Genomic DNA, 17,990 nt, shown 5'->3' on the forward strand with positions numbered 1-17,990 from the left:
TGCGCGGCGGTCGGCGCGGCCTGCGCGAGAGTCGGTGCGGCCTGGGCGGCGGTCGGCGCGGCCTGCGCGAGCGTCGGCGCGGCCTGGGCGGCGGTCGGCGCGGCCTGCCCGGTGCCGGCGGACGGCGTGGTTCGCAACGTCGGCTCCGGGCCGGCGTCGTCCGGCGTAACACCGGCCGCCGGGGCACCGCCGGACGACAGCCACGCCGGGTCCAGGTCCGACGGCGTCCCGTTCGCGGGGGTCCGCGGCACGGTCGTGGGGCCGGCGAACGGGGCGCGGACCGGCTCGGTCGTCGCCGGGCGGGACTCGACCGGCTCGGTCGTCGCCGGGCCGGAGTCGACCGGCCCGTTGCTCGCCGGCGCGGCGCCGAACCTCCCGGTGCTCGACGGCCCGGTGCTCGACGGCGTGGTGCTCGACGGCCCGGTGCTCGACGGCGCGGCGTCGACCGGGCCGGTGGTCGCGGGCGCGGTGGGGAAGGCGGCGCCGGCGGGGAACGCGATGCTGGCGAGCTCGGCGTCGACCGTCCCCGGACGGGAGCCGGGCGCCGGAGAGGACGGGGCGGACACGTCGGCGGCCTCGTCGTCGACCCGGGGAGCGCCGACGGTCGGCCGCCAGCCGAAGGCGGCGGTGACCGGGTCCGGCTCGTGCGGCCCCGGCAGATCCCGGGACTCGATGACGGTGCCCTCGATGACGATGGGCGAGAAGCCCCGACGCGGCGCCGGAGGGCCGGAGACCGGCTCGGCGATCGAGGCCGGCAGCTCCTCGGCGAACGACGCAGGGGCGGCCGGGGGGACCGGCCGTACCGTCGGGTCGGGCAGGCGCTGCGTCTGCTCGTCAGCCGGTCCCAGGGTGCGACGCGGCAGCACCTGGGTCGCCTCGGCCGCGGGCGGGTCGAGCCGGAACGCCCGGGTGGGTTCCTCCGCCAGCGGGTCCGGCCGGCGGTCGGCCGGTGCGGGCGCCGGGATCGGCTGGGTCACCTGGTCGTCCACCCGGAACGCCCGGGTCGGGTCGTCGTCCACCTGGAACGCCCGGGTCGGGTCGTCGTCGGGCAGGTTCGTCGCCGGCCGACGACGGGGGAAAGGCTGGCCGCCGAGGCCCGGTCGGGGCGACGGGGCGGCGCGGTCGCCGGCGCGCAGCGGGTTGTCGCGCGGTGACCGGACCGCTCCACCCCGCCCCGGGGCGGGCTCGAAGAAGGAGCTGCGACCGTTCGCCGGACCGGTCTCCTCCCCCAGCGACCGACGGCGTAGCGGGGAGGGCCGGAGCAGGTCGGTGGGGCCCCCCGGGGCGGCGGGGACCCGGCCGTTGCCGGCGCGCGCTCCCCCGTCGACCGCACCCGCGTCGTCCGCGTCCGTGCCAGACCCGGGGGAGGCCGGCGACGTGCCGGGTATTCGGACGGCTGCGAGGTCGGAGCGGCCCTCCGGGACGGCGCCGATGGCCGTGGCACCGGACGCTGGCGCGCCGGCCGGCACGGCCGGGCGCGGCGGTGTCCAGCCGCCGGTCGTGGGAACGCCGGGCGGCGGAGCCGACGAGGGCTCCTGACCGGGGGCGGCGTCGCCCCGGGCACGGGCGAGCGTCTCCGCCCGCTCCAAACGGGCCCGCGCGCCCATGGTGCGGCCGGGCAGGCGGACGTCCCCACGGGAGAGCTGGGAGACGAACCACGCCGGCAGGTACCCCTCGACGGGCAGGCCCGGGTTGACCGCCAGCCACCACTCGTGGTGCGGCCAGTCGGTGGCCAGGTCGGCGAACGCCCGGCGCCGGCTGGGCCCGGCGGTGGCGCCGAGACAGGCGTGCACCGCGGCGGTCGAGGTGAAGGCGAGCACGTGCGTACGCCCGCCGGTGGTCCAGGTGCCCCAACCCATCGGCGCCTCACCGGCGAGAGCCTGGGCGGAGACCGGCAGGAACAGCTCGGTCTGGGCCAGGATGCGGAAGTACAACTCCTGGTCGTTGGCCTGGAGTGCGTCGCGCATCGCCGTCTCGGCCTCGGTAGCCGGCTCCCAGTCGGTCACGGCCACCTCTCCTCCCGCGAACAGGCCATAGGCATCGCGTACAACCTACAAGGTGGCAACAAGATCACAATGGGCCGAGCGGCGGGCGGCCCGCCTGCCGCACGCCGAGGAGATAACATTCCGTCCCCGAGTCGACACGATACGGAGGCGGTCGATGTCCCGTTCCGGTACGCGCCCGACCGTGGCCGGCGCGGCGGCGGCCCTGCTGGCCGCCCTGCCGGCCGTAGCCGTGTCCGCCCTCGCCGCGGCCCGTCCGGCCGCACCGGCCGTCTCCGTCGCCCCCACGGCGGGCCCGGTCGTGGCCGGCGCCGCCGTCCCCGCCTGCACCACCCCGCTCGCCCCGGCCCGCCCGGTCACGGCCACCCCGTGGCCCCAGCGGCGGTACGCCCCGGAGCGGCTCACCCCCCTGGCCGACGGTGCCGGGGTGACCGTGGCGGTGATCGACTCAGGGGTCGACCGACGGCATCCGCAGCTGCGCGGTCGAATCCTCGACGGGGCGGACTTCCTCGACCCGGGAGGCGACGGCACCCGCGACTGCGCCGGTCACGGCACCGGCGTGGCCAGCATCATCGTCGCTGCGGAGGAGGCCGGGCTGCCGTTCCACGGGCTGGCGACCGGGACCCGGATCCTGCCGGTCCGGGTCAGCGAGCAGCAGGTGGTCCAGGGGCGGGAGTCGGGGCGTACGGTCAGCGCGACCGACTTCGCCCGGGCGATCCGGTGGGCGGTGGACCACGACGCCGACGTGCTGAACCTCTCCGTGGTGCTGTACGCCGACGATCCGGCCGTCCGCGAGGCGGTCGACTACGCGGTACGGCGCGACGTGGTCGTGGTGGCCGCCGCCGGCAACCTGCACGACAGCGGCGACCCCCGCCCCTACCCCGCGTCGTACGACGGAGTGCTCGGGGTGGGCGCGATCACCGCCGGCGGCGCCCGGGCGGCGTTCTCCCAGACCGGGCCGTACGTCGACGTGGTGGCGCCGGGCAGCGACGTGCTGATGGCCGCTCCCGAGCAGGGGCACCGCCGGGCGGAGGGGACCAGCTACGCCGCCCCGTTCGTGGCGGCGACCGCGGCGCTGGTCCGGCAGTACCGGCCGAGCCTGACCGCGGCGCAGGTGGCGCGCCGGATCATGGACACCGCGGACCCGGCGCCGGGCGGCGACCGGGGCGGGTACGGCGCCGGTGTGCTCAACCCGTACCGGGCGGTCGTCGAGACGGGCGCGCAAGCGGCGACGGCGGCCCGTCCGGCGGCGCTCCCGGCGGACCGGCCCGACCCGGTGGCGCTCGCCCGGCAGGCGCGTCGCGCCGCGGCGCAGGACCGCGCGCTGCTGGTCGCCTCGGTCACCGCCGCCGTGGTGACGCTGCTGGTGCTGCTGGCCGTGGTGCTGCCGCGAGGCGCCCGCCGCGGCTGGCGACCCGCCGGGCCGGCCTGAGCGGGCGGCGGAACCCGACGGTACCGTCGGGCGCCGCCGCCGGGGTGCTCACTGGAACAGGCCGACGTTCCTCTTCTCGGTGTTGAGGTAGTCGGACGCGGAGTCGTCCACCGCGAGCTTGATGTCGCGCAGCACGGCCTGGAGGTCCTGCGACGCGGACCGCCACCGGGCCTGCCGCTGCTCGTACGCCTGCCGGGCCTCACCCGCCCAGCTGCCCACCAGCGGCGCGGCGTCCCGCTCCAGCTGGCCGAGCTGCGAGTCGAGCGTGTTCAGAGCCTTCTGGATGTCCGCGCTGGCCTGCTGCAGCGCGGCGAAGTTGACGACCAGCACACCGTGGTCCATCGGATGCTCCCCTCCCCGGGATCTGGTTACAGCGGCAACTGGATGCCGCGGTTGGTGCCGGCGACCCGGCTGGCCGCCTCGGAGTCCGAGACGTCGTACTGCTGGCCGGCGGTGCGGATCGCCGACGCGGTCTCCCGCAGCGCCCGCTGCAACGCCGCCTGGTCCTGCGACCACTGCTGCTTGACCTGCTCGAAGGAGCGCCCGCCGGCCCCGCGCCAGGCCTGCTGCAGCACCTCCAGCTCGGCCATCAGCCCGCTCAGCATGGTCTGCAGGGACTGGTCCACCTGCTCGAACTTCGCAGCGGTCTGCTGCATCACCGCGGCTTCTGCCTGGGTCTGGGACACCCCGGACGTCACCTCGCCTCCTCGATCGTGGCTGGCCGTCGAAGCATCCACGATGGACGCTCCATACCGGTCACCGCGCTGTGCTCACGGCGTGACGGTCAGCGAAACTCGTCGCTGACGGTAGCCGTCCGATCGCCGTCGTGCTACCCCCTCGTCCTCCCCTGTGGACAACCCCGGACACAGTCGCCGCCTACGATGGGTCACGCCGCCGTCGCGGTGCGATCAGATCGTGGTCCGGCGGCGGCACGGCACCCCACGCGCGGAGCGGGAGGAGACCCGGTGACGGCGAGTACGACCGGAGGTCCGGCCAGGGTGGACCACCACCCGCCGCCGGTCCGGTGGACCCCGGCCGGCCCCCGCGCGGCCAGCGCCGTACGGGCCGGTCAGGTGGCCGCCGCGCAGGTGGCGGTGGCGCTGCCCGTCGCCGCGCTGGGCCGGGGCGTCGGCCCGACCGTGCTCGCCCTCGCCGGCGCCGCGCTGCTGGCCGCCCTGGCCTGGGCGCGCTGGCGCGGCCGGTGGCTCTTCGAGTGGCTGGGCACTGGGGTCGGCTACCTCACCCGACGGCGCGCGCTCGCTCCGGCCGCCGGTCCGCAGGCGCTGTTGGAGCTGGTCCTGCCGGGCGCCACGCTGCGCACCGTGGAGCTGGCCGGCGGCCCGGTCGCCGCCGTCGACGACGCCGCCGGGCTGACCGCGCTGCTCGACCTGGGGGACCCTGGCGACCTGCTCGGCGACGGCCCTCGGGCGCTGCCGGCGCCGGCCACGCTGCTGCCACCCGGCGCGCCCGAGCAGCCGCCGGTGCGGGTCCAGCTGCTGCTGCACGCCTCGCCGGCGGTGGCCGGCGGCACGGCGGGCACGTCCTACCGGCAGTTGACCGAGGGACGACTGCCCGGGCAGGAGCGGGCCCTGCTCGCCGTCCGGGTGCTGCGGGTGGACGGCTGGTCCGACGAGGAGCTGCGCCGGGCCCTCTCCGGCACGGTGCGACGGATCGTCCGCCGGCTCGGCTCGACCACCACCCGGCCGCTCGGCGCGCCCGCCGCGCTGCGCGTACTCGGGGAACTGGCCCACCACGACGGCGACCAGCCGACCCGGGAGAGCTGGCAGCTGGTGCGCTCCGGCGGCCTGGCACAGGCCGCCTTCCGGCTGCGGCGCTGGCCCGACCCGCGCGCCGACCTGGGCCGGCGGTTGGTGCCGAGACTGCTGGCGCTGCCCGCGACGGCCACCACCGTGTCGCTCTGCGCCGGCCCGCGCGTCGGTGCCGACTCCGCGCCGGTCCCGGTCGAGGCGACGGTACGGCTCAGCGCCTGGAGCGTCGCCGAGCTGGATGCCGCGGCGCAGGGGCTGCGCCGGCTCGTCGCCGACGCCGGTGGCGAGGTGGTTCGCCTGGACGGGGCGCAGCTCGACGGCCTGGCCGCCACCCTGCCCCTGGCGGTGGCCGGCGTCCCCGCGGTCGACGGTCCGGAACAGTTGGAGCTGACCCTCGGCGACGCCGGGCTGATGGTGGGCGCGAATCGGCACGGTGGCGCGGTCACCGTCCGGCTCTTCCGCGCGGAGGGCACCCGGCTGGCGCTGGTGGGCGGGGTGCGGGCGGCGCAGCTGCTGGTGCTGCGGGCGATGGCACTGGGCGCCGTGGTGGTGGTGCGCACCGGGCGGCCACGCGAATGGGAACCGTTCGTCCGGGGTGTCGGCGGCGCCGTCGCGGTGGTCCCGCCGGGCCGCTCGGTGGCCCGGGCGGCCGGCTCGCCGCTGCGCCCGTTGCTCCTGGTGGCGGATGCCGGCACGGCGCCGGCCGAATCGACGCCGGGCGCGGCCTGGTCGGCCACGCTGGTGGTCCGCGACGAGCTGACACCGGCCGACCTGGACGCCCTGGGCCGGGCCGACCTGGCGGTGCTGCAACCGCTGGACCCGGCGGAGGCGACGCTGGCCGGTGCCGCCCTGGGTCTGGGCGGGTCGGCGGAGTGGCTGACCCGGATCCGGGAGGACATGGTGGCGGTGGTGAACCGGCGGGCGCTGCGTTGGGCCCTGCTCTCCCCGACTCCGATCGAGTCGCAGTTGATCGGACGGCCGGGTCGGCGCTGACCCGGCCCGGCGGAGGGTTCCCCGGGTGGATCTCCCGTGGCACGATGCGCGCCATGGGTTTCTTGAAGGGCCTTCTGATCCGGCTGGGCTCCACGGCGGTGGCCTTCTGGCTGGCGACACTGCTGATCCCCGGCATCTCGCTGAATTCCGACTCGGCCGTCGAGACGGTCACCACGCTGGTGCTGGTCGCGGTGATCTTCGGCGTGGTCAACGCGGTGCTCCAGCCGATCATCAAGTCCGTGGGCTGCGGTTTCTACCTGCTGACCCTGGGGCTGATCGCGCTGGTGGTCAACGGCCTGCTCTTCCTGCTCACCAGCTGGATCGCCGACCAGGCCGGGCTGCCCTTCCATGTGGACAGCTTCTGGCCGGAGGCGGTGCTCGGCGCGCTCTTCGTCGGCATCGTGACCTGGATCCTCGGCGCCATCCTCGACCGCGACTGACCTTCGTCAGCACGGCCGGGTGCGGCCCGGTGACGGCGCGCAGCGGCGGGCGTGCGGCGGCCAGCAGGCGGGAATTGGCTGGCGCGCCGTCCCCGCGTGCCCGCTAGCGTCGGAGCGGTGTTCACTCTGACCCGCGCCGACGGCTACCGACTCAGCACCGATCCCGACCAACTCGACCTGGGGCTGGTGCACCACTGGCTCTCCACCGACGCGTACTGGGCGCTGGGGCGGGACCGGGAGACGGTGGCCCGCGCCTTCGCCGGTTCGATCGGGTACGCCGTGCACCGGGTCGCGGACGACCGGCAGGTGGCGGTCGCCCGGGTGGTCACCGACGGGGCGACCTTCGGCTGGCTCTGCGACGTCTACGTGGCGCGGGAGGAGCGGGGCCGGGGGCTGGGCAGCTGGCTGGCCGAGGCGGTCCGTGACCACCTGGCGGGGCTCGGCGTACGCCGGATCCTGCTGGCCACCATGGATGCCCACGGGGTGTACGCGAAGCTCGGCTTCACCGAGGTGCCGCCGGGCCGGTTCATGGAGCTGGACCAGCGCGAACAACCGGTGAGGCCGGTCACCGGAAAGGAACACGGCACCACTTCGCCCCTTACGGTGGAGGGGTGAACCAGATCCGGCTCGGCTACCTCTACGGCCTCGGGGCGTACCTGCTCTGGGGCTTCTTCCCGATCTACCTGAAGCTGCTCCGGCCGGCCGGGCCGATCGAGATCCTGGCGCACCGGATCGTCTGGTCGGTGGTCTTCGTGGCGCTGCTGCTCGCCGCGCTGCGCAACGTCGGGTTCCTGCGGGCGCTGGCCCGCCGGCCCCGGACGCTGGCCGGCATCGGCGTCGCCGCGGCGCTGATCGCGGTCAACTGGGGCACCTACATCTACGGCGTGAACTCCGACCGGGTGGTGGAGACCGCGCTCGGCTACTTCATCAACCCGCTGGTCTCGGTGCTGCTCGGCGTCTTCGTGCTGCGCGAGCGGCTGCGCCCGGCGCAGTGGGCCGCGCTGGGCGTCGGCGCGGCGGCCGTCGCGGTGCTCACCGTCGACTACGGCCGGCTGCCCTACCTGGCGCTGACCCTGGCGTTCAGCTTCGCCGGGTACGGGCTGGTGAAGAAGCGACTCGGACTGCCCGCCGCGGAGGGGCTCTTCGTCGAGTCGGCGGTGCTGGCGCTGCCCGCCCTGGCCTACCTGGGCTGGCTGGCCCGCCGGGGCGAGTCGACGTTCGGGCACGTCTCGGCCGGGCACACCGCGCTGCTGGTGCTGGCCGGCGCGGCCACCGCGATTCCGCTGCTGCTCTTCGCCGGCGCGGCCAACCGGCTGCCGCTGTCGGCGCTCGGCATGTTGCAGTACCTCGCCCCGATCCTCCAGCTCGGCTGCGGCGTGCTGATCTTCCACGAGCCGATGCCGCCGGCCCGGCTGGCCGGCTTCGCCCTGGTCTGGGTCGCGCTGATCGTGTTCACCGTCGACGCGCTGCGGCACACCCGCCGTACCCGGGCCGCCGCCCGCATCGCGGAACCGGTCACCGCCACCCGGTGACCGGTGCGTCAGCCGACGTCGTAGCCCAGCACGACGGTGCCGTCGGCGCGGAGCAGTTCCAGCCGGACCAGTTCCGCGTCGGTGAACCGGGTCCCGCCGGTGAGCCGGACGTCGTCGCCGGGCGCGGCCAGCCAGGAGCCGATCTGCTCCGTCGCGCCGTCCGGGCCGTGCGCCACCAGCCGGAAGGCGTACGCCTTGTGGTAGCCGGACGTCGCGTCGTACCCGCAGTGCATGGTGACCTGGGTGCCCCAGTCGGTGCCGGTCAGGCCGATCTCGGCGTGCACCGGCGCCTTCGCCGCCACCGGCTGCATGGCGACCATCCGGACGGCCTGAACCGTCGGCCCGGGCGGCGCGGCGGGGCGCAGCGCGCTGGTCGCGCCGACCCCCACCACCAGGGCGAGCGCGGCGGCGGCCAGGCCGGTCAGCGCGTACCGGCGGCGGGTGCGGGACCGCTCGCGGCGCCGGCGGGCCCGCGCGGCGTCGAGCAGCGCGGGCACCCGGGTGGTCTCCGGCGGCGGCGGGAGGAACTCGTCCAGCGCGGCCGGGTCGAGCCGGCCGAGCAGCCCGGGCAGCACGGCGATCTCGGCGACCGCCTCCCGGCAGGCCGCGCAGCCGGCCAGGTGCCGCTCGTAGGCGGCGCGGTCGGCGGGGGCCAGGGCGCCCAGCACGTACGCGCCGTCGTCGTGCGCGAACTCGCAGCGGGTCATCCGGTCACCCCCATCTCGGCCAGGACCAACCGTAGTGAGCGGAGTGCGTAGTGGGTGCGGGACTTGACCGTCCCGGGCGGCACGCCCAGCCGGGCGGCGGCCTCGGCCACCGAACGGCCCTGGTAGAAGCACTCCACCAGCACCTCCCGGTGGGTCGGGCTCAGCCGGTTCAACGCCTCGGCGACGGTCCACGCCTCCACCGCGCGCTCCGCTTCGTCGACCGCCTCGGGCGGCTCGGGCAACTCGTCGGTGAACACCTCACCGACCCGGGTGGACCGTCGACGCCAGGCGTCGATGGCGAGGTTCCGCGCGGTGGTGAAGAGCCAGGCGCGGACCGAGCCGCGCCGCGGGTCCAGCGACTCCGGATGGCGCCAGGCCCGCAACAGGGTCTCCTGCACCAGGTCCTCGGCCCGCGTCCGGTCGCCGTTGACCAGCCGCAGCGCATGCGCGTACAGCGCCTCCGCGTGCTCGTCGTGCAGCGCGCGCAGCAGTTGGGCGTCGTGGTCGCTGATGGTGATCCCCTCGCTCTCCGGCGCGTCGGGGCGATGTGTGTCCGCTCGTGAATACGCGCGGTGACCCGGATCGGTTCACCGGTGACCGCTGTTCACGTCGGCGCCATCGGTGCGGCGACCACGCGGGCCGGCGCGCCGCGTCGTGGCGGGTCAGGCGTCGGCGGCGATGCCGTCGGCGACCGCGCGCGCGACGGTGAGCAGCTTGGCCCGGACCACCCGGGCGGAGGTCATCATCTCGCTGGCCGGCAGCGCGCAGGCCAGCACCACCCGGCGTTCCATGTCCTTGTCGGGCGTGACCAGCACGGAGGCGCAGGCCACCCCCTGCCGGAACTGGCCCAGCTCGAGCTGCATGCCGCGCCGGTCCCCGGCGGCCAGGTCGGCCTCGAACGCCTCGGTGCTGGTCAGCGTGGCGGTGGTGAACGGGCGCATGCCGTACTCGCGCAGGTAGCGGAAGCGCTGCTCAGCGGTGAGGGTGGCCAGCAGCGACTTGCCGAGGGCGGTGGCGTGCGCCCCCTCGTCGAAGCCGGGGACCAGATCCTCCAGGTACGGCGAGCGGGGCCCTTCGGCGACCGCGGTGACCGCCACCTGGCCGCCGACGAAGCGGCCGAGGTAGTGGCTCCAGCCGGTGTCGACGGCGGCGCGGCGCAGCGTCTCCCCGACGGCGGGCGGCCCGCGGAACGCCGTCACCAGCTCCCGGTAACGGTCGGCGACCTCCAGCCCCACGATGTAGGTGCCGTCCTCGCGACGGATCACGTAGCCCTCGTAGGCCAGCGTACGCACCAGGTGGTAGGTGGTCGCCACGGTCAGTTCGCAGCGCCGGGCGATCTGCTTGACGGTCAGTCCCTTGGGGGCGCGACCGACCGACTCGAGCACGCGTAGCGCGCGGGAGACGCTCCGGATCAGGTCCGAAGGCTCCGCCAGGGGGTCGCGCACAACCACCTCCGCAGCCGGGGGACTTACACCATATGAAAAAAGACCTCGGGACGGAACGCCCGTTCGGGTCGAGGATCTCAAAAGACCCCGTACCCGGCGTGTACCGGTCTGACACGCCGAGTTGTCGGCTAGCGGACTCGCGTAGGTTGGCCTGACCATGACCGACACCGCGCTCATCCCCGCACCGAGCCGTCCGGCCGTGAGCCCCCTGCGGGCCGGTTCCGGGGCGGTCGCCACCACCATCGCCTGCGTGCTGCCCGTGTTCCTGGTCGGCGGGCTGGCCGTGCAGATGGGCGACGACCTCCGCTTCTCCCCCGCCGGGCTGGGCCTGGCCGTCTCCCTCTACTTCGGCGTCAGCGCGCTGGCCTCGGTGCCGTCCGGCCGGCTGGTCGAGCGGTACGGCCCGGCGGTGGTGGCCCGGGTGGGCATCCTGCTCGCCGCCGGCTGCCTGCTCGCCATCGCGGGACTGGCCCGGTCGTACCCGGTGCTGGTCGCCCTGCTGGGGCTGAGCGCGGCGGCGAACGCCCTCGGCCAGCTCGCCAGCAACTCGGCGCTGGCCCGGCACGTCCCGGCCCGGCGGCAGGGGCTGTCGTTCGGCGTGAAGCAGTCCGCCATCCCGGTCTCCACCCTGCTGGCCGGGGTGGCGGTGCCGGCCATCGCGCTGACCGCGGGCTGGCGCTGGGCCTTCGTGGCCGGTGCGGTGGCGGCGCTGGCCGCGCTGCCCGCCGTACCCCCGGGGGAGGCCGGTCGGGCCGGCCGGGCCGCCCCGGCCCGCGCGGGGCGGGCCACCACGGCCCTGGTGGTGATCGGGCTGGCCGCGACGCTGGCGGCGGCTGCGGCCAACGCCCTGGGCACCTTCCTGGTGGACTCGTCGGTGACCCGCGGGCTCGCCCCGGGACTGGCCGGCCTCACCCTGACGCTGGGCAGTGTGGTCTGCGTGACCGCCCGGATCTGCGCCGGCTGGCTGGCCGACCGCCGGGAGGGCGGCCACGTCGCGCTGATCGCCGGGATGCTGGTGGTCGGGGCGGCCGGCCTGGCGCTGCTCGCCCTGGCCGGCACGGCGTCGCTGGTGGCCGGCGTGGTGCTCGGCTTCGGGCTGGGCTGGGCCTGGCCCGGGCTGATGAACTTCGCGGTGGTCCAGCTGCACCCGCAGGCCCCGGCCGCCGCCACCTCGATCACGCAGACCGGGGTGTACGCGGGCGGCTGCGTCGGCCCGCTCGGCCTGGGCGCCGCCGCCGCCAGCCTCGGCTATCCGGCGATGTGGTCGATCGCGGCGGTCGCCATGCTCGCCGCCGCCGCCCTCATGCTCACGGGCAGCCGGATGCTGACCCGGCCCGCCCCCTGACGCCACGCCTGGCACCGGCGCGCGTCGCGGCGCGCCCGGGGGGCGTCAGCTGGTGCGGTCGGCGATGTAGTCGCAGAGGGATTCGAGGGCGCGGCGGGCCGGGCCCTGCGGGAGCGGGGCGAGCTGGGCCCTCGCGTCCTCGGCGTAGCTGCGGACGGTCTCCCGCGCGCGCTTGAGCGCCGGGGACTCGCGGAGCAGGGTGAGCGCCTCGGCGTGCAGCGCGTCGTCGACCAGCGGGCCGGTGGCCAGGATCTCCCGCAACCGCACCGAGGCGGCGTCCGAGTCGTCCGCCGCCCGGGCGTAGAGCACCGGCAGGGTGGGCACGCCCTCCCGCAGGTCGGTACCGGGGGTCTTACCGGACTGCACCGACTCGCTGGCGATGTCGAGCAGGTCGTCGGAGAGCTGGAAGGCCACCCCGATGGTCTCGCCGTAGCCCGCCAGGGCCTCGGTGTGCTCCGGCGTGGCGCCACTGAACAGACCGCCGAAGCGGGCGGAGGTGGCGATCAGCGAACCGGTCTTCTCGGCGATGACGTGCAGGTAGTGGTCGACCGGGTCCTGGTCGGCGCGCGGGCCGACCGTCTCGGCGATCTGACCGTGCACCAGCCGGGCGAAGGTGCGCGCCTGGAGCCGTACCGCCTCGGTGCCGAGTTCGGCGGAGATGTCCGCGGCGCGGGCGAAGAGGTAGTCGCCGACCAGGATGGCCACCGAGTTGGTCCAGCGGGAATTGGCGCTCGGGGCGCCCCGCCGCACGGCGGCCTCGTCCATCACGTCGTCGTGGTAGAGGGTGGCCAGGTGGGTGAGCTCCATCACCACCGCGGCCGGGACGACCTCCGCCCGCTCCGGGTCGCCGAACTGGGCGCCCAGCGCCACCAGCAGTGGCCGGAACCGCTTGCCGCCGGCCTCGACCAGGTGGCGGGCGGCCTCGGTGACGAACGGGTCGGCGCTGGCCACACTGGCCCGCAGCTCGGTCTCGACGCCGCCGAGCAGACGCAGCACGGAGGCCTCGACCCGCGGATCGGCGAGGTGCACGCCGAGCGCGCCGACCTGACTCGTGCCCGCCCGGCTCCGACGACCACCGGAGCCGACGGCATCTGAACGCTCGCCCGCCGGAATCACCACACCATCAACCATGCCACACCCGTTCGACCTGCTCCGGGGCGGGGATACGGCCGCGGGGCCGGCGCGCACCGCGCACCGGCCCCGCGAGCCACCCGAAGTGGATCATCGTACGAACGTGGCGGCGTCGTTCGCCAGGTCCAGCAGCGGCTCCGGCGCCACGCCCAGAATCAGCGTGGCGGCCACCCCGATCATCAGCGCGGTCGCGGTCAGCCCGCCCGGGACCGTCACGGTCGGCGTGGACTCGCCCGGCTCGGAGAGCCACATCATCACCACGACCCGCAGGTACGGGAAGGCCAGCACCATGCTGGTCAGCACGCCGGCCACCACCAGCCAGACGTGCCCGCTCTCCAGCGCCGGGCCGAAGACGGCGAACTTGCTGGTGAAGCCGCTGGTCAGCGGGATGCCGGCGAAGGCCAGCAGGATGAAGGTGAAGATCGCGGCGTAGAACGGCGAGCGGCGGCCCAGCCCGGCCCAGCGGGACAGGTGGCCGGCCTCGCCGTCGGCGTCTCGGACCAGGGTGACCACGGCGAACGCGGCGAGCACCGAGAAGCCGTACGCGGCCAGGTAGAACATCGTGCCGGAGACGCCCCGGCCGGTCGGTGCGAGCACCCCCACCAGCAGGTAGCCGGCGTTGGCGATCGACGAGTACGCCAGCAGCCGCTTGATGTCGGTCTGGGTGACCGCCAGCACCGCGCCGACCAGCATGGTCAGCACCGCCACCGCGCCCAGCACCGGGGTGAAGTCCCAGGCGGCCTGGGCGAACGCCACGTGGAACACCCGCAGCAGCGCGCCGAACGCGGCGACCTTGGTGCAGGCCGCCATGAAGGCGGTGACCGGCGTCGGGGCGCCCTGGTAGACGTCCGGGGTCCAGACGTGGAACGGCGCCGCGGCGGCCTTGAAGAGCAGGCCGATGGCGAGCAGCGCCATGCCGGCGAAGAGCAGCACCGGGCTGGCCGGCGACTCGCTCACCGCGGCGTGCACGGTGGCGAAGTCGACGCCGGCCGACCGGCCGGGCATGCCGCCGGTGAACCCGTAGATCAGCGCCACCCCGAACAGGAAGAACGCCGACGAGTACGCCCCGAGCAGGAAGTACTTCATCGCCGCCTCCTGGCTCAGCAGTCGCCGGCGACGGGCCAGCGCGCAGAGCAGGTAGAGCGGCAGCGAGAAGACCTCGAGCGCGATGAACATGGTCAGCAGGTCGTTCGCCGCCACGAAGATCAGCATGCCGCCGATCGCGAAGGTGGTCAGCGGGTACACCTCGGTGGCGCCGTTGCTCCCCTCGGCCTGCCGCCGGTCGTCGGCCGACTCGGCGGTGAGCGCGGCCTGGGCCACGAACGCGCCGCCGCGCTCCACCGAGCGCTCACCGATCAGCAGCAGCGCCATCGCGGCGAGCACCAGGATGGCGCCCTGGAGGAAGAGCGTGGGGCCGTCCACGGCGATCGCGCCGCCGGCCGTGATCAGCCGGTCGTCGGCGTGCAGCACCACCATCACCAGCGCGCCGAGCACCGCCAGCAGGGCCAGCGTGAGCTGCACCAGGTGCCGGTGGCGGCGCGGCACGAAGGCCTCCACCAGCACGCCGAGCAGGGCCACCGTGAGCATGATCAGGATCGGAGCGAGCGCCGCGTAGTCGATCGACGGCAACTTGAGCTCGGTCATTTTGCGGCCTCCTGGACGCTGCCGACCGTCGGGGCGGGATCGGTCCGGCCGACGTCGTTCATGGTCGCCTGCACGGCGGGGTTGATGACGTCGGTGACCGGCTTGGGATAGAAGCCGAGCAGCACGATCAGGGCGATCAGCGGGGCGACCACTGCCTTCTCCCGGAGGCTGAGGTCCCGGCGCATCCCCTCGACCTCGGCCAGCTCCGGGTTGAGCGTCCCCTGGGTGGTGCGCTGCACCATCCAGAGCACGTACGCGGCGGCCAGGATGATGCCCACGGTGGCGATCACCGCGACCGGCTTGTTCACCGTGAACGTGCCGATCAGCACCAGGAACTCGGAGACGAACGGCGCGGTGCCGGGCAGCGCCAGGGACGCCAGACCGGCGAAGAAGAGCACCCCGGCCAGCAGTGGCACCAGCTTGCCGGCGCCGCCGAAGTCCCGGATCATCGCCGAGCCGCGGCGGGCGATCAGCATGCCCACCACCAGGAAGAGCAGGCCGGTGGCGAGCCCGTGGTTGAGCATGTAGAGCACCGCGCCGGTGCCGGCCTGGGTGGTGAAGGCGAAGATGCCGACCCCGATGAAGCCGAAGTGCGCGATCGAGGTGTACGACACCAGCCGCTTCAGGTCGGACTGGCCGACCGCCAGCAGCGCCGCGTAGATGATGCCGATGACGCCGAGCGCGAGCGCCCACGGGGCGAACCAGCGGGACGCCTCGGGGAACAGCGGCAGGCAGTAGCGCAGGATGCCGAAGGTGCCGACCTTGTCCAGCACGCCGACCAGCAGCGCGGCGGCCCCGGCCGGCGCGGCGCCACCGGCGTCCGGCAGCCAGGTGTGGAACGGGAAGAACGGCGCCTTGATCGCGAAGGCGAGGAAGAAGCCGAGGAAGAGCCAGCGGCCGGTGCCGGTGGAGATGTCCACCTGGGTCAGTGCCTGCCAGTCGAAGGTCTTCCCGCCGACCACCCAGAGGCCGATCACCGCGGCGAGCATGAACAGGCCGCCGACCAGCGAGTAGAGGAAGAACTTCACCGCCGCGTACTGCCGCTGGTGGCCGCCGTAGCTGCCGATCAGGAAGTACATCGGCACCAGCATGACCTCGAAGAACACGTAGAACAGGAAGACGTCGGCGGCGGCGAAGACGCCGATCATCGTGGACTCGAGGATGAGCAGCAGGGCGAAGTAGACCGGCACGGACCGCCTCGACGCCTCCGCGTCGTGCCAGGACGCCAGGATCACCAGCGGCACCAGGATCGCGATCAGCATCAGCATGACCAGCGCGATGCCGTCGGCGGCGAAGGTGAAGCTGACCCCCCAGGTCGGGATCCACGGGTACGACTCCCGGAACTGGAGCCGGTCGCCGTCCGCCTGGAACGCGAACCACATGACCACGGAGAGCGCCAGCACCAGCAGCGACCAGCCGAAGGCCACCTGCTTGGCCAGGTCGGGCCGGCGGCGCGGCAGGAGGGCCACGACCAGGGCGCCGACCAGCGGTGCCACGGTCAGCACCGAGAGGAACGGGAAGTTGGACATTATGCGGCCTTACCTCCGTCGTCACTGCGTGGTCCGCCGGCGGCGGCCGGGAAGAGGTCGATCACGCCAGCCACCCCGCCTGCACGGCCAGGAACGCCGCCACCACGAGCAGCGCGCCGGTGAGGATGGACGTCGCGTACGACCGGACGAAGCCGGTCTGCAGCCGCCGGAGCCGACCCGAGCCGCCCCCGACCGCCGCGGCGAGACCGTTGACCAGCCCGTCGATGCCCCGGTTGTCGAGGAAGACCAGCGCCCGGGTGAGGAAGATGCCCGGCTTCTCGAAGACCGCCTCGTTGAAGGCGTCCGTGTAGAGGTTGCGCCGGGCGGCGGTGACCAGGACCCCGGCCGGCTGCGGCTCGGTGGCGGTGCCGTTGCGGAACAGCGCCCAGGCCAGCCCGACACCGAGCACGGTGACCAGCAGCGAGAGCGCGGTGATCAGCCAGTGCGCCAGGACCGGGCTGTGCTCCGCCTTCTCGCCGCCGAGGCCGGCGGTGGCGGTCAGCCAGTCCGGCACCGAGGTGGCGAGCAGGAAGCCGGCGCCGACCGAACCGATCGCCAGCAGGATCAGCGGGATCGTCATCAGCTTCGGCGACTCGTGCGGGTGCTCGATCTCCTCGGTCCAGCGCTTGGGGCCGTGGAAGGTGAGCACGAAGAGCCGGGTCATGTAGAAGGCGGTCAGCCCGGCGCCGAGCAGCGCGGCGCCGCCGAAGAGCCAGGCCGTCCAGCCCTCCCGCTCGAAGGCGGCCACGATGATCGGCTCCTTGGAGAAGAAGCCGGAGAACGGCCACATGCCGATGATGGCGAGCCAGCCCATCATGAAGGTGATCCAGGTGATCTTCATGTACTTCGACAGCCCGCCGAAGCGGCGGATGTCCACCTGGTCGTTCATGCCGTGCATGACCGAACCGGCACCGAGGAACATGTTGGCCTTGAAGAAGCCGTGCGCCAGCAGGTGGATGATCGCCAGCGCGTACGCGCCGCCGCCCAGGCCGACGCCGAGGAACATGTAGCCGATCTGGCTCACCGTCGACCAGGCCAGCACCCGCTTGATGTCGTCCTTGGCCGCGCCGATGATGCAGCCCATCAGCAGGGTCAGCGCGCCGACGCTCACCACGACCAGTTGGAGCGTGGAGTTGGCCGAGAAGATCGGGTTGGACCGGGCGATCAGGTAGACGCCCGCGGTGACCATGGTGGCGGCGTGGATGAGCGCCGACACCGGGGTCGGGCCCTCCATCGCGTCCGGCAGCCAGGCCTGGAGTGGGAACTGACCGGACTTGCCGGCCGCGCCGAGCAGCAGCAGCAGGCCCAGCGCCAGCACGGTGCCGCCGGCCAGCGCGCCGACGCCGTTGAAGACCTCGTCGTACTGGGTGGTGCCGAGGGTGGCGAACATGATGAAGATGCCGATGGCCAGGCCGGCGTCGCCGACCCGGTTCATCAGGAACGCCTTCTTGCCCGCGGTGGCCGCGCTCGGCCGCCCGTACCAGAAGGAGATCAGCAGGTACGACGCCAGACCGACGCCCTCCCAGCCGAAGTAGAGCATCACGTAGTTGTTGCCGAGCACCAGCAGCAGCATCGCGGCGACGAAGAGGTTGAAGTAGGCGAAGAACCGTCGCCGGCCCTCGTCGTGCGCCATGTACTCGACCGCGTAGAGGTGGATCAGGAAACCCACCCCGGTGATCAGCAGCACGAAGACCGCGGCCAGCGGGTCGAAGAGCAGACCGAAGTCCACCTTCAGGCCGCCGACCGTGATGAAGTCCCAGAGGCTCAGCTCGACCGACTTGTTCTCGAGCCCGCGCAGCTGGAAGAAGGAGCTGAGCCCCAGCACGAACGCGGCGCCGATGGCCGCCACCCCGAGCCAGTGCCCCCAGCGGTCGGCCCGCCGGCCGAGCAGCAGCAGGATCGCCGCGCTGACCAGCGGGATGGCCACCAGCAGCCAGACGCTGCTCAGCAGGCCGCCAGCCGGAGCGTAGGCGACGGTGCCGGCCGGCTCTGCCTGGGCGTACGTCAGAATCTCATCCAC

Annotated in this window: 16 protein-coding genes; 6 read left to right on the top strand and 10 right to left on the bottom strand. The window is 74.3% G+C overall.

The genetic code is table 11. The annotated features are described in order from the left end of the window. Nucleotides 1–2,006: SseB family protein (locus tag V6U81_RS19330; RefSeq protein ID WP_334491205.1), on the bottom strand; the 2,006-nt coding region annotated here is incomplete at its 3' end. 154 nt (nt 2,007–2,160) lie between these two features. Between V6U81_RS19330 and mycP the strand changes: the two genes are divergently transcribed. Beyond that, complete coding sequence (mycP, locus tag V6U81_RS19335) at nt 2,161–3,435, top strand: type VII secretion-associated serine protease mycosin (RefSeq protein WP_334491206.1); 1,275 nt, start codon at nt 2,161–2,163, stop codon at nt 3,433–3,435. 48 nt (nt 3,436–3,483) lie between these two features. On the opposite strand, the gene V6U81_RS19340 is transcribed toward mycP, so the two are convergent. Beyond that, a complete protein-coding gene (locus V6U81_RS19340; protein WP_334491207.1) occupies nt 3,484–3,777 on the bottom strand; it encodes a WXG100 family type VII secretion target in 294 nt (97 codons plus the stop codon). A 26-nt stretch (nt 3,778–3,803) separates the two neighbouring features. Further along, on the bottom strand, nt 3,804–4,121 hold the full coding sequence (locus tag V6U81_RS19345) for a WXG100 family type VII secretion target (protein WP_334491300.1): 318 nt from the start codon (nt 4,119–4,121) through the stop codon (nt 3,804–3,806). Between the two features lie 195 nt (nt 4,122–4,316). Between V6U81_RS19345 and eccE the strand changes: the two genes are divergently transcribed. From eccE to rarD, 4 genes are all read left to right on the top strand, one after another. After that, the gene (gene eccE, locus V6U81_RS19350; protein WP_420884044.1) at nt 4,317–6,197 is read left to right on the top strand and encodes a type VII secretion protein EccE; all 1,881 of its coding nucleotides are present in this window, start codon (nt 4,317–4,319) and stop codon (nt 6,195–6,197) included. Between the two features lie 53 nt (nt 6,198–6,250). Next, the gene (locus tag V6U81_RS19355; protein WP_334491209.1) at nt 6,251–6,637 is read left to right on the top strand and encodes a phage holin family protein; all 387 of its coding nucleotides are present in this window, start codon (nt 6,251–6,253) and stop codon (nt 6,635–6,637) included. Between the two features lie 117 nt (nt 6,638–6,754). Then, a complete protein-coding gene (locus tag V6U81_RS19360; protein ID WP_334491211.1) occupies nt 6,755–7,252 on the top strand; it encodes a GNAT family N-acetyltransferase in 498 nt (165 codons plus the stop codon). Next, complete coding sequence (rarD, locus tag V6U81_RS19365; protein ID WP_334491213.1) at nt 7,249–8,169, top strand: EamA family transporter RarD; 921 nt, start codon at nt 7,249–7,251, stop codon at nt 8,167–8,169. The genes V6U81_RS19360 and rarD overlap by 4 nt, the downstream gene beginning before the upstream one ends. 8 nt (nt 8,170–8,177) lie before the next feature. Here rarD and V6U81_RS19370 read toward each other — a convergent pair whose 3' ends face one another. The 3 genes from V6U81_RS19370 to V6U81_RS19380 all read right to left on the bottom strand — a co-directional run bounded on the left by V6U81_RS19370 (nt 8,178) and on the right by V6U81_RS19380 (nt 10,321). Then, complete coding sequence (locus tag V6U81_RS19370) at nt 8,178–8,876, bottom strand: anti-sigma factor family protein (RefSeq protein ID WP_334491215.1); 699 nt, start codon at nt 8,874–8,876, stop codon at nt 8,178–8,180. Then, entirely contained in the window at nt 8,873–9,367 is a 495-nt protein-coding gene (locus tag V6U81_RS19375; protein ID WP_280840715.1) for a sigma-70 family RNA polymerase sigma factor, read from the bottom strand. The genes V6U81_RS19370 and V6U81_RS19375 overlap by 4 nt, the downstream gene beginning before the upstream one ends. A gap of 171 nt (nt 9,368–9,538) precedes the next feature. Next, nucleotides 9,539–10,321: an IclR family transcriptional regulator gene (locus V6U81_RS19380; RefSeq protein ID WP_334491217.1), complete on the bottom strand. Its 783-nt coding sequence runs from the start codon at nt 10,319–10,321 to the stop codon at nt 9,539–9,541. 157 nt (nt 10,322–10,478) lie between these two features. On the opposite strand from V6U81_RS19380, the gene V6U81_RS19385 reads away from it, so the two are divergent. Then, a complete protein-coding gene (locus V6U81_RS19385; RefSeq protein WP_334491219.1) occupies nt 10,479–11,666 on the top strand; it encodes an MFS transporter in 1,188 nt (395 codons plus the stop codon). Between the two features lie 45 nt (nt 11,667–11,711). Here the strand turns inward: V6U81_RS19385 and V6U81_RS19390 are convergent, their stop codons facing one another. The 4 genes from V6U81_RS19390 to nuoL form a co-directional block, all read right to left on the bottom strand. Next, nucleotides 11,712–12,797 carry a polyprenyl synthetase family protein gene (locus V6U81_RS19390; protein WP_334491221.1) on the bottom strand — a complete coding sequence of 362 codons (1,086 nt, stop codon included), beginning with the start codon at nt 12,795–12,797 and terminating at the stop codon, nt 11,712–11,714. Nucleotides 12,798–12,887: 90 nt separating this feature from the next. Then, on the bottom strand, nt 12,888–14,441 hold the full coding sequence (gene nuoN / locus V6U81_RS19395) for an NADH-quinone oxidoreductase subunit NuoN (protein WP_334491223.1): 1,554 nt from the start codon (nt 14,439–14,441) through the stop codon (nt 12,888–12,890). After that, nucleotides 14,438–15,970, bottom strand: coding sequence for an NADH-quinone oxidoreductase subunit M (locus V6U81_RS19400; protein WP_334491225.1), 1,533 nt, complete (start codon nt 15,968–15,970; stop codon nt 14,438–14,440). Before V6U81_RS19400 ends, nuoN begins: the two co-directional genes overlap by 4 nt. A 61-nt stretch (nt 15,971–16,031) precedes the next feature. Beyond that, nucleotides 16,032–17,990 carry an NADH-quinone oxidoreductase subunit L gene (gene nuoL / locus V6U81_RS19405; protein ID WP_334491227.1) on the bottom strand — a complete coding sequence of 653 codons (1,959 nt, stop codon included), beginning with the start codon at nt 17,988–17,990 and terminating at the stop codon, nt 16,032–16,034.

It is taken from the genome of Micromonospora lacuserhaii, assembly GCF_036902735.1.
Lineage (GTDB): Bacteria > Actinomycetota > Actinomycetes > Mycobacteriales > Micromonosporaceae > Micromonospora.

Excerpts from the sequence above, each read along its gene's own strand:
- mycP (WP_334491206.1), top strand. The coding sequence starts at position 2,161 with ATGTCCCGTTCCGGTACGCGCCCGACCGTGGCCGGCGCGGCGGCGGCC.
- V6U81_RS19340 (WP_334491207.1), bottom strand. The coding sequence starts at position 3,777 with ATGGACCACGGTGTGCTGGTCGTCAACTTCGCCGCGCTGCAGCAGGCC.
- eccE (WP_420884044.1), top strand. The coding sequence starts at position 4,317 with ATGGGTCACGCCGCCGTCGCGGTGCGATCAGATCGTGGTCCGGCGGCG.
- V6U81_RS19355 (WP_334491209.1), top strand. The coding sequence starts at position 6,251 with ATGGGTTTCTTGAAGGGCCTTCTGATCCGGCTGGGCTCCACGGCGGTG.
- V6U81_RS19370 (WP_334491215.1), bottom strand. The coding sequence starts at position 8,876 with ATGACCCGCTGCGAGTTCGCGCACGACGACGGCGCGTACGTGCTGGGC.
- V6U81_RS19385 (WP_334491219.1), top strand. The coding sequence starts at position 10,479 with ATGACCGACACCGCGCTCATCCCCGCACCGAGCCGTCCGGCCGTGAGC.
- V6U81_RS19390 (WP_334491221.1), bottom strand. The coding sequence starts at position 12,797 with ATGGTTGATGGTGTGGTGATTCCGGCGGGCGAGCGTTCAGATGCCGTC.
- nuoN (WP_334491223.1), bottom strand. The coding sequence starts at position 14,441 with ATGACCGAGCTCAAGTTGCCGTCGATCGACTACGCGGCGCTCGCTCCG.
- V6U81_RS19400 (WP_334491225.1), bottom strand. The coding sequence starts at position 15,970 with ATGTCCAACTTCCCGTTCCTCTCGGTGCTGACCGTGGCACCGCTGGTC.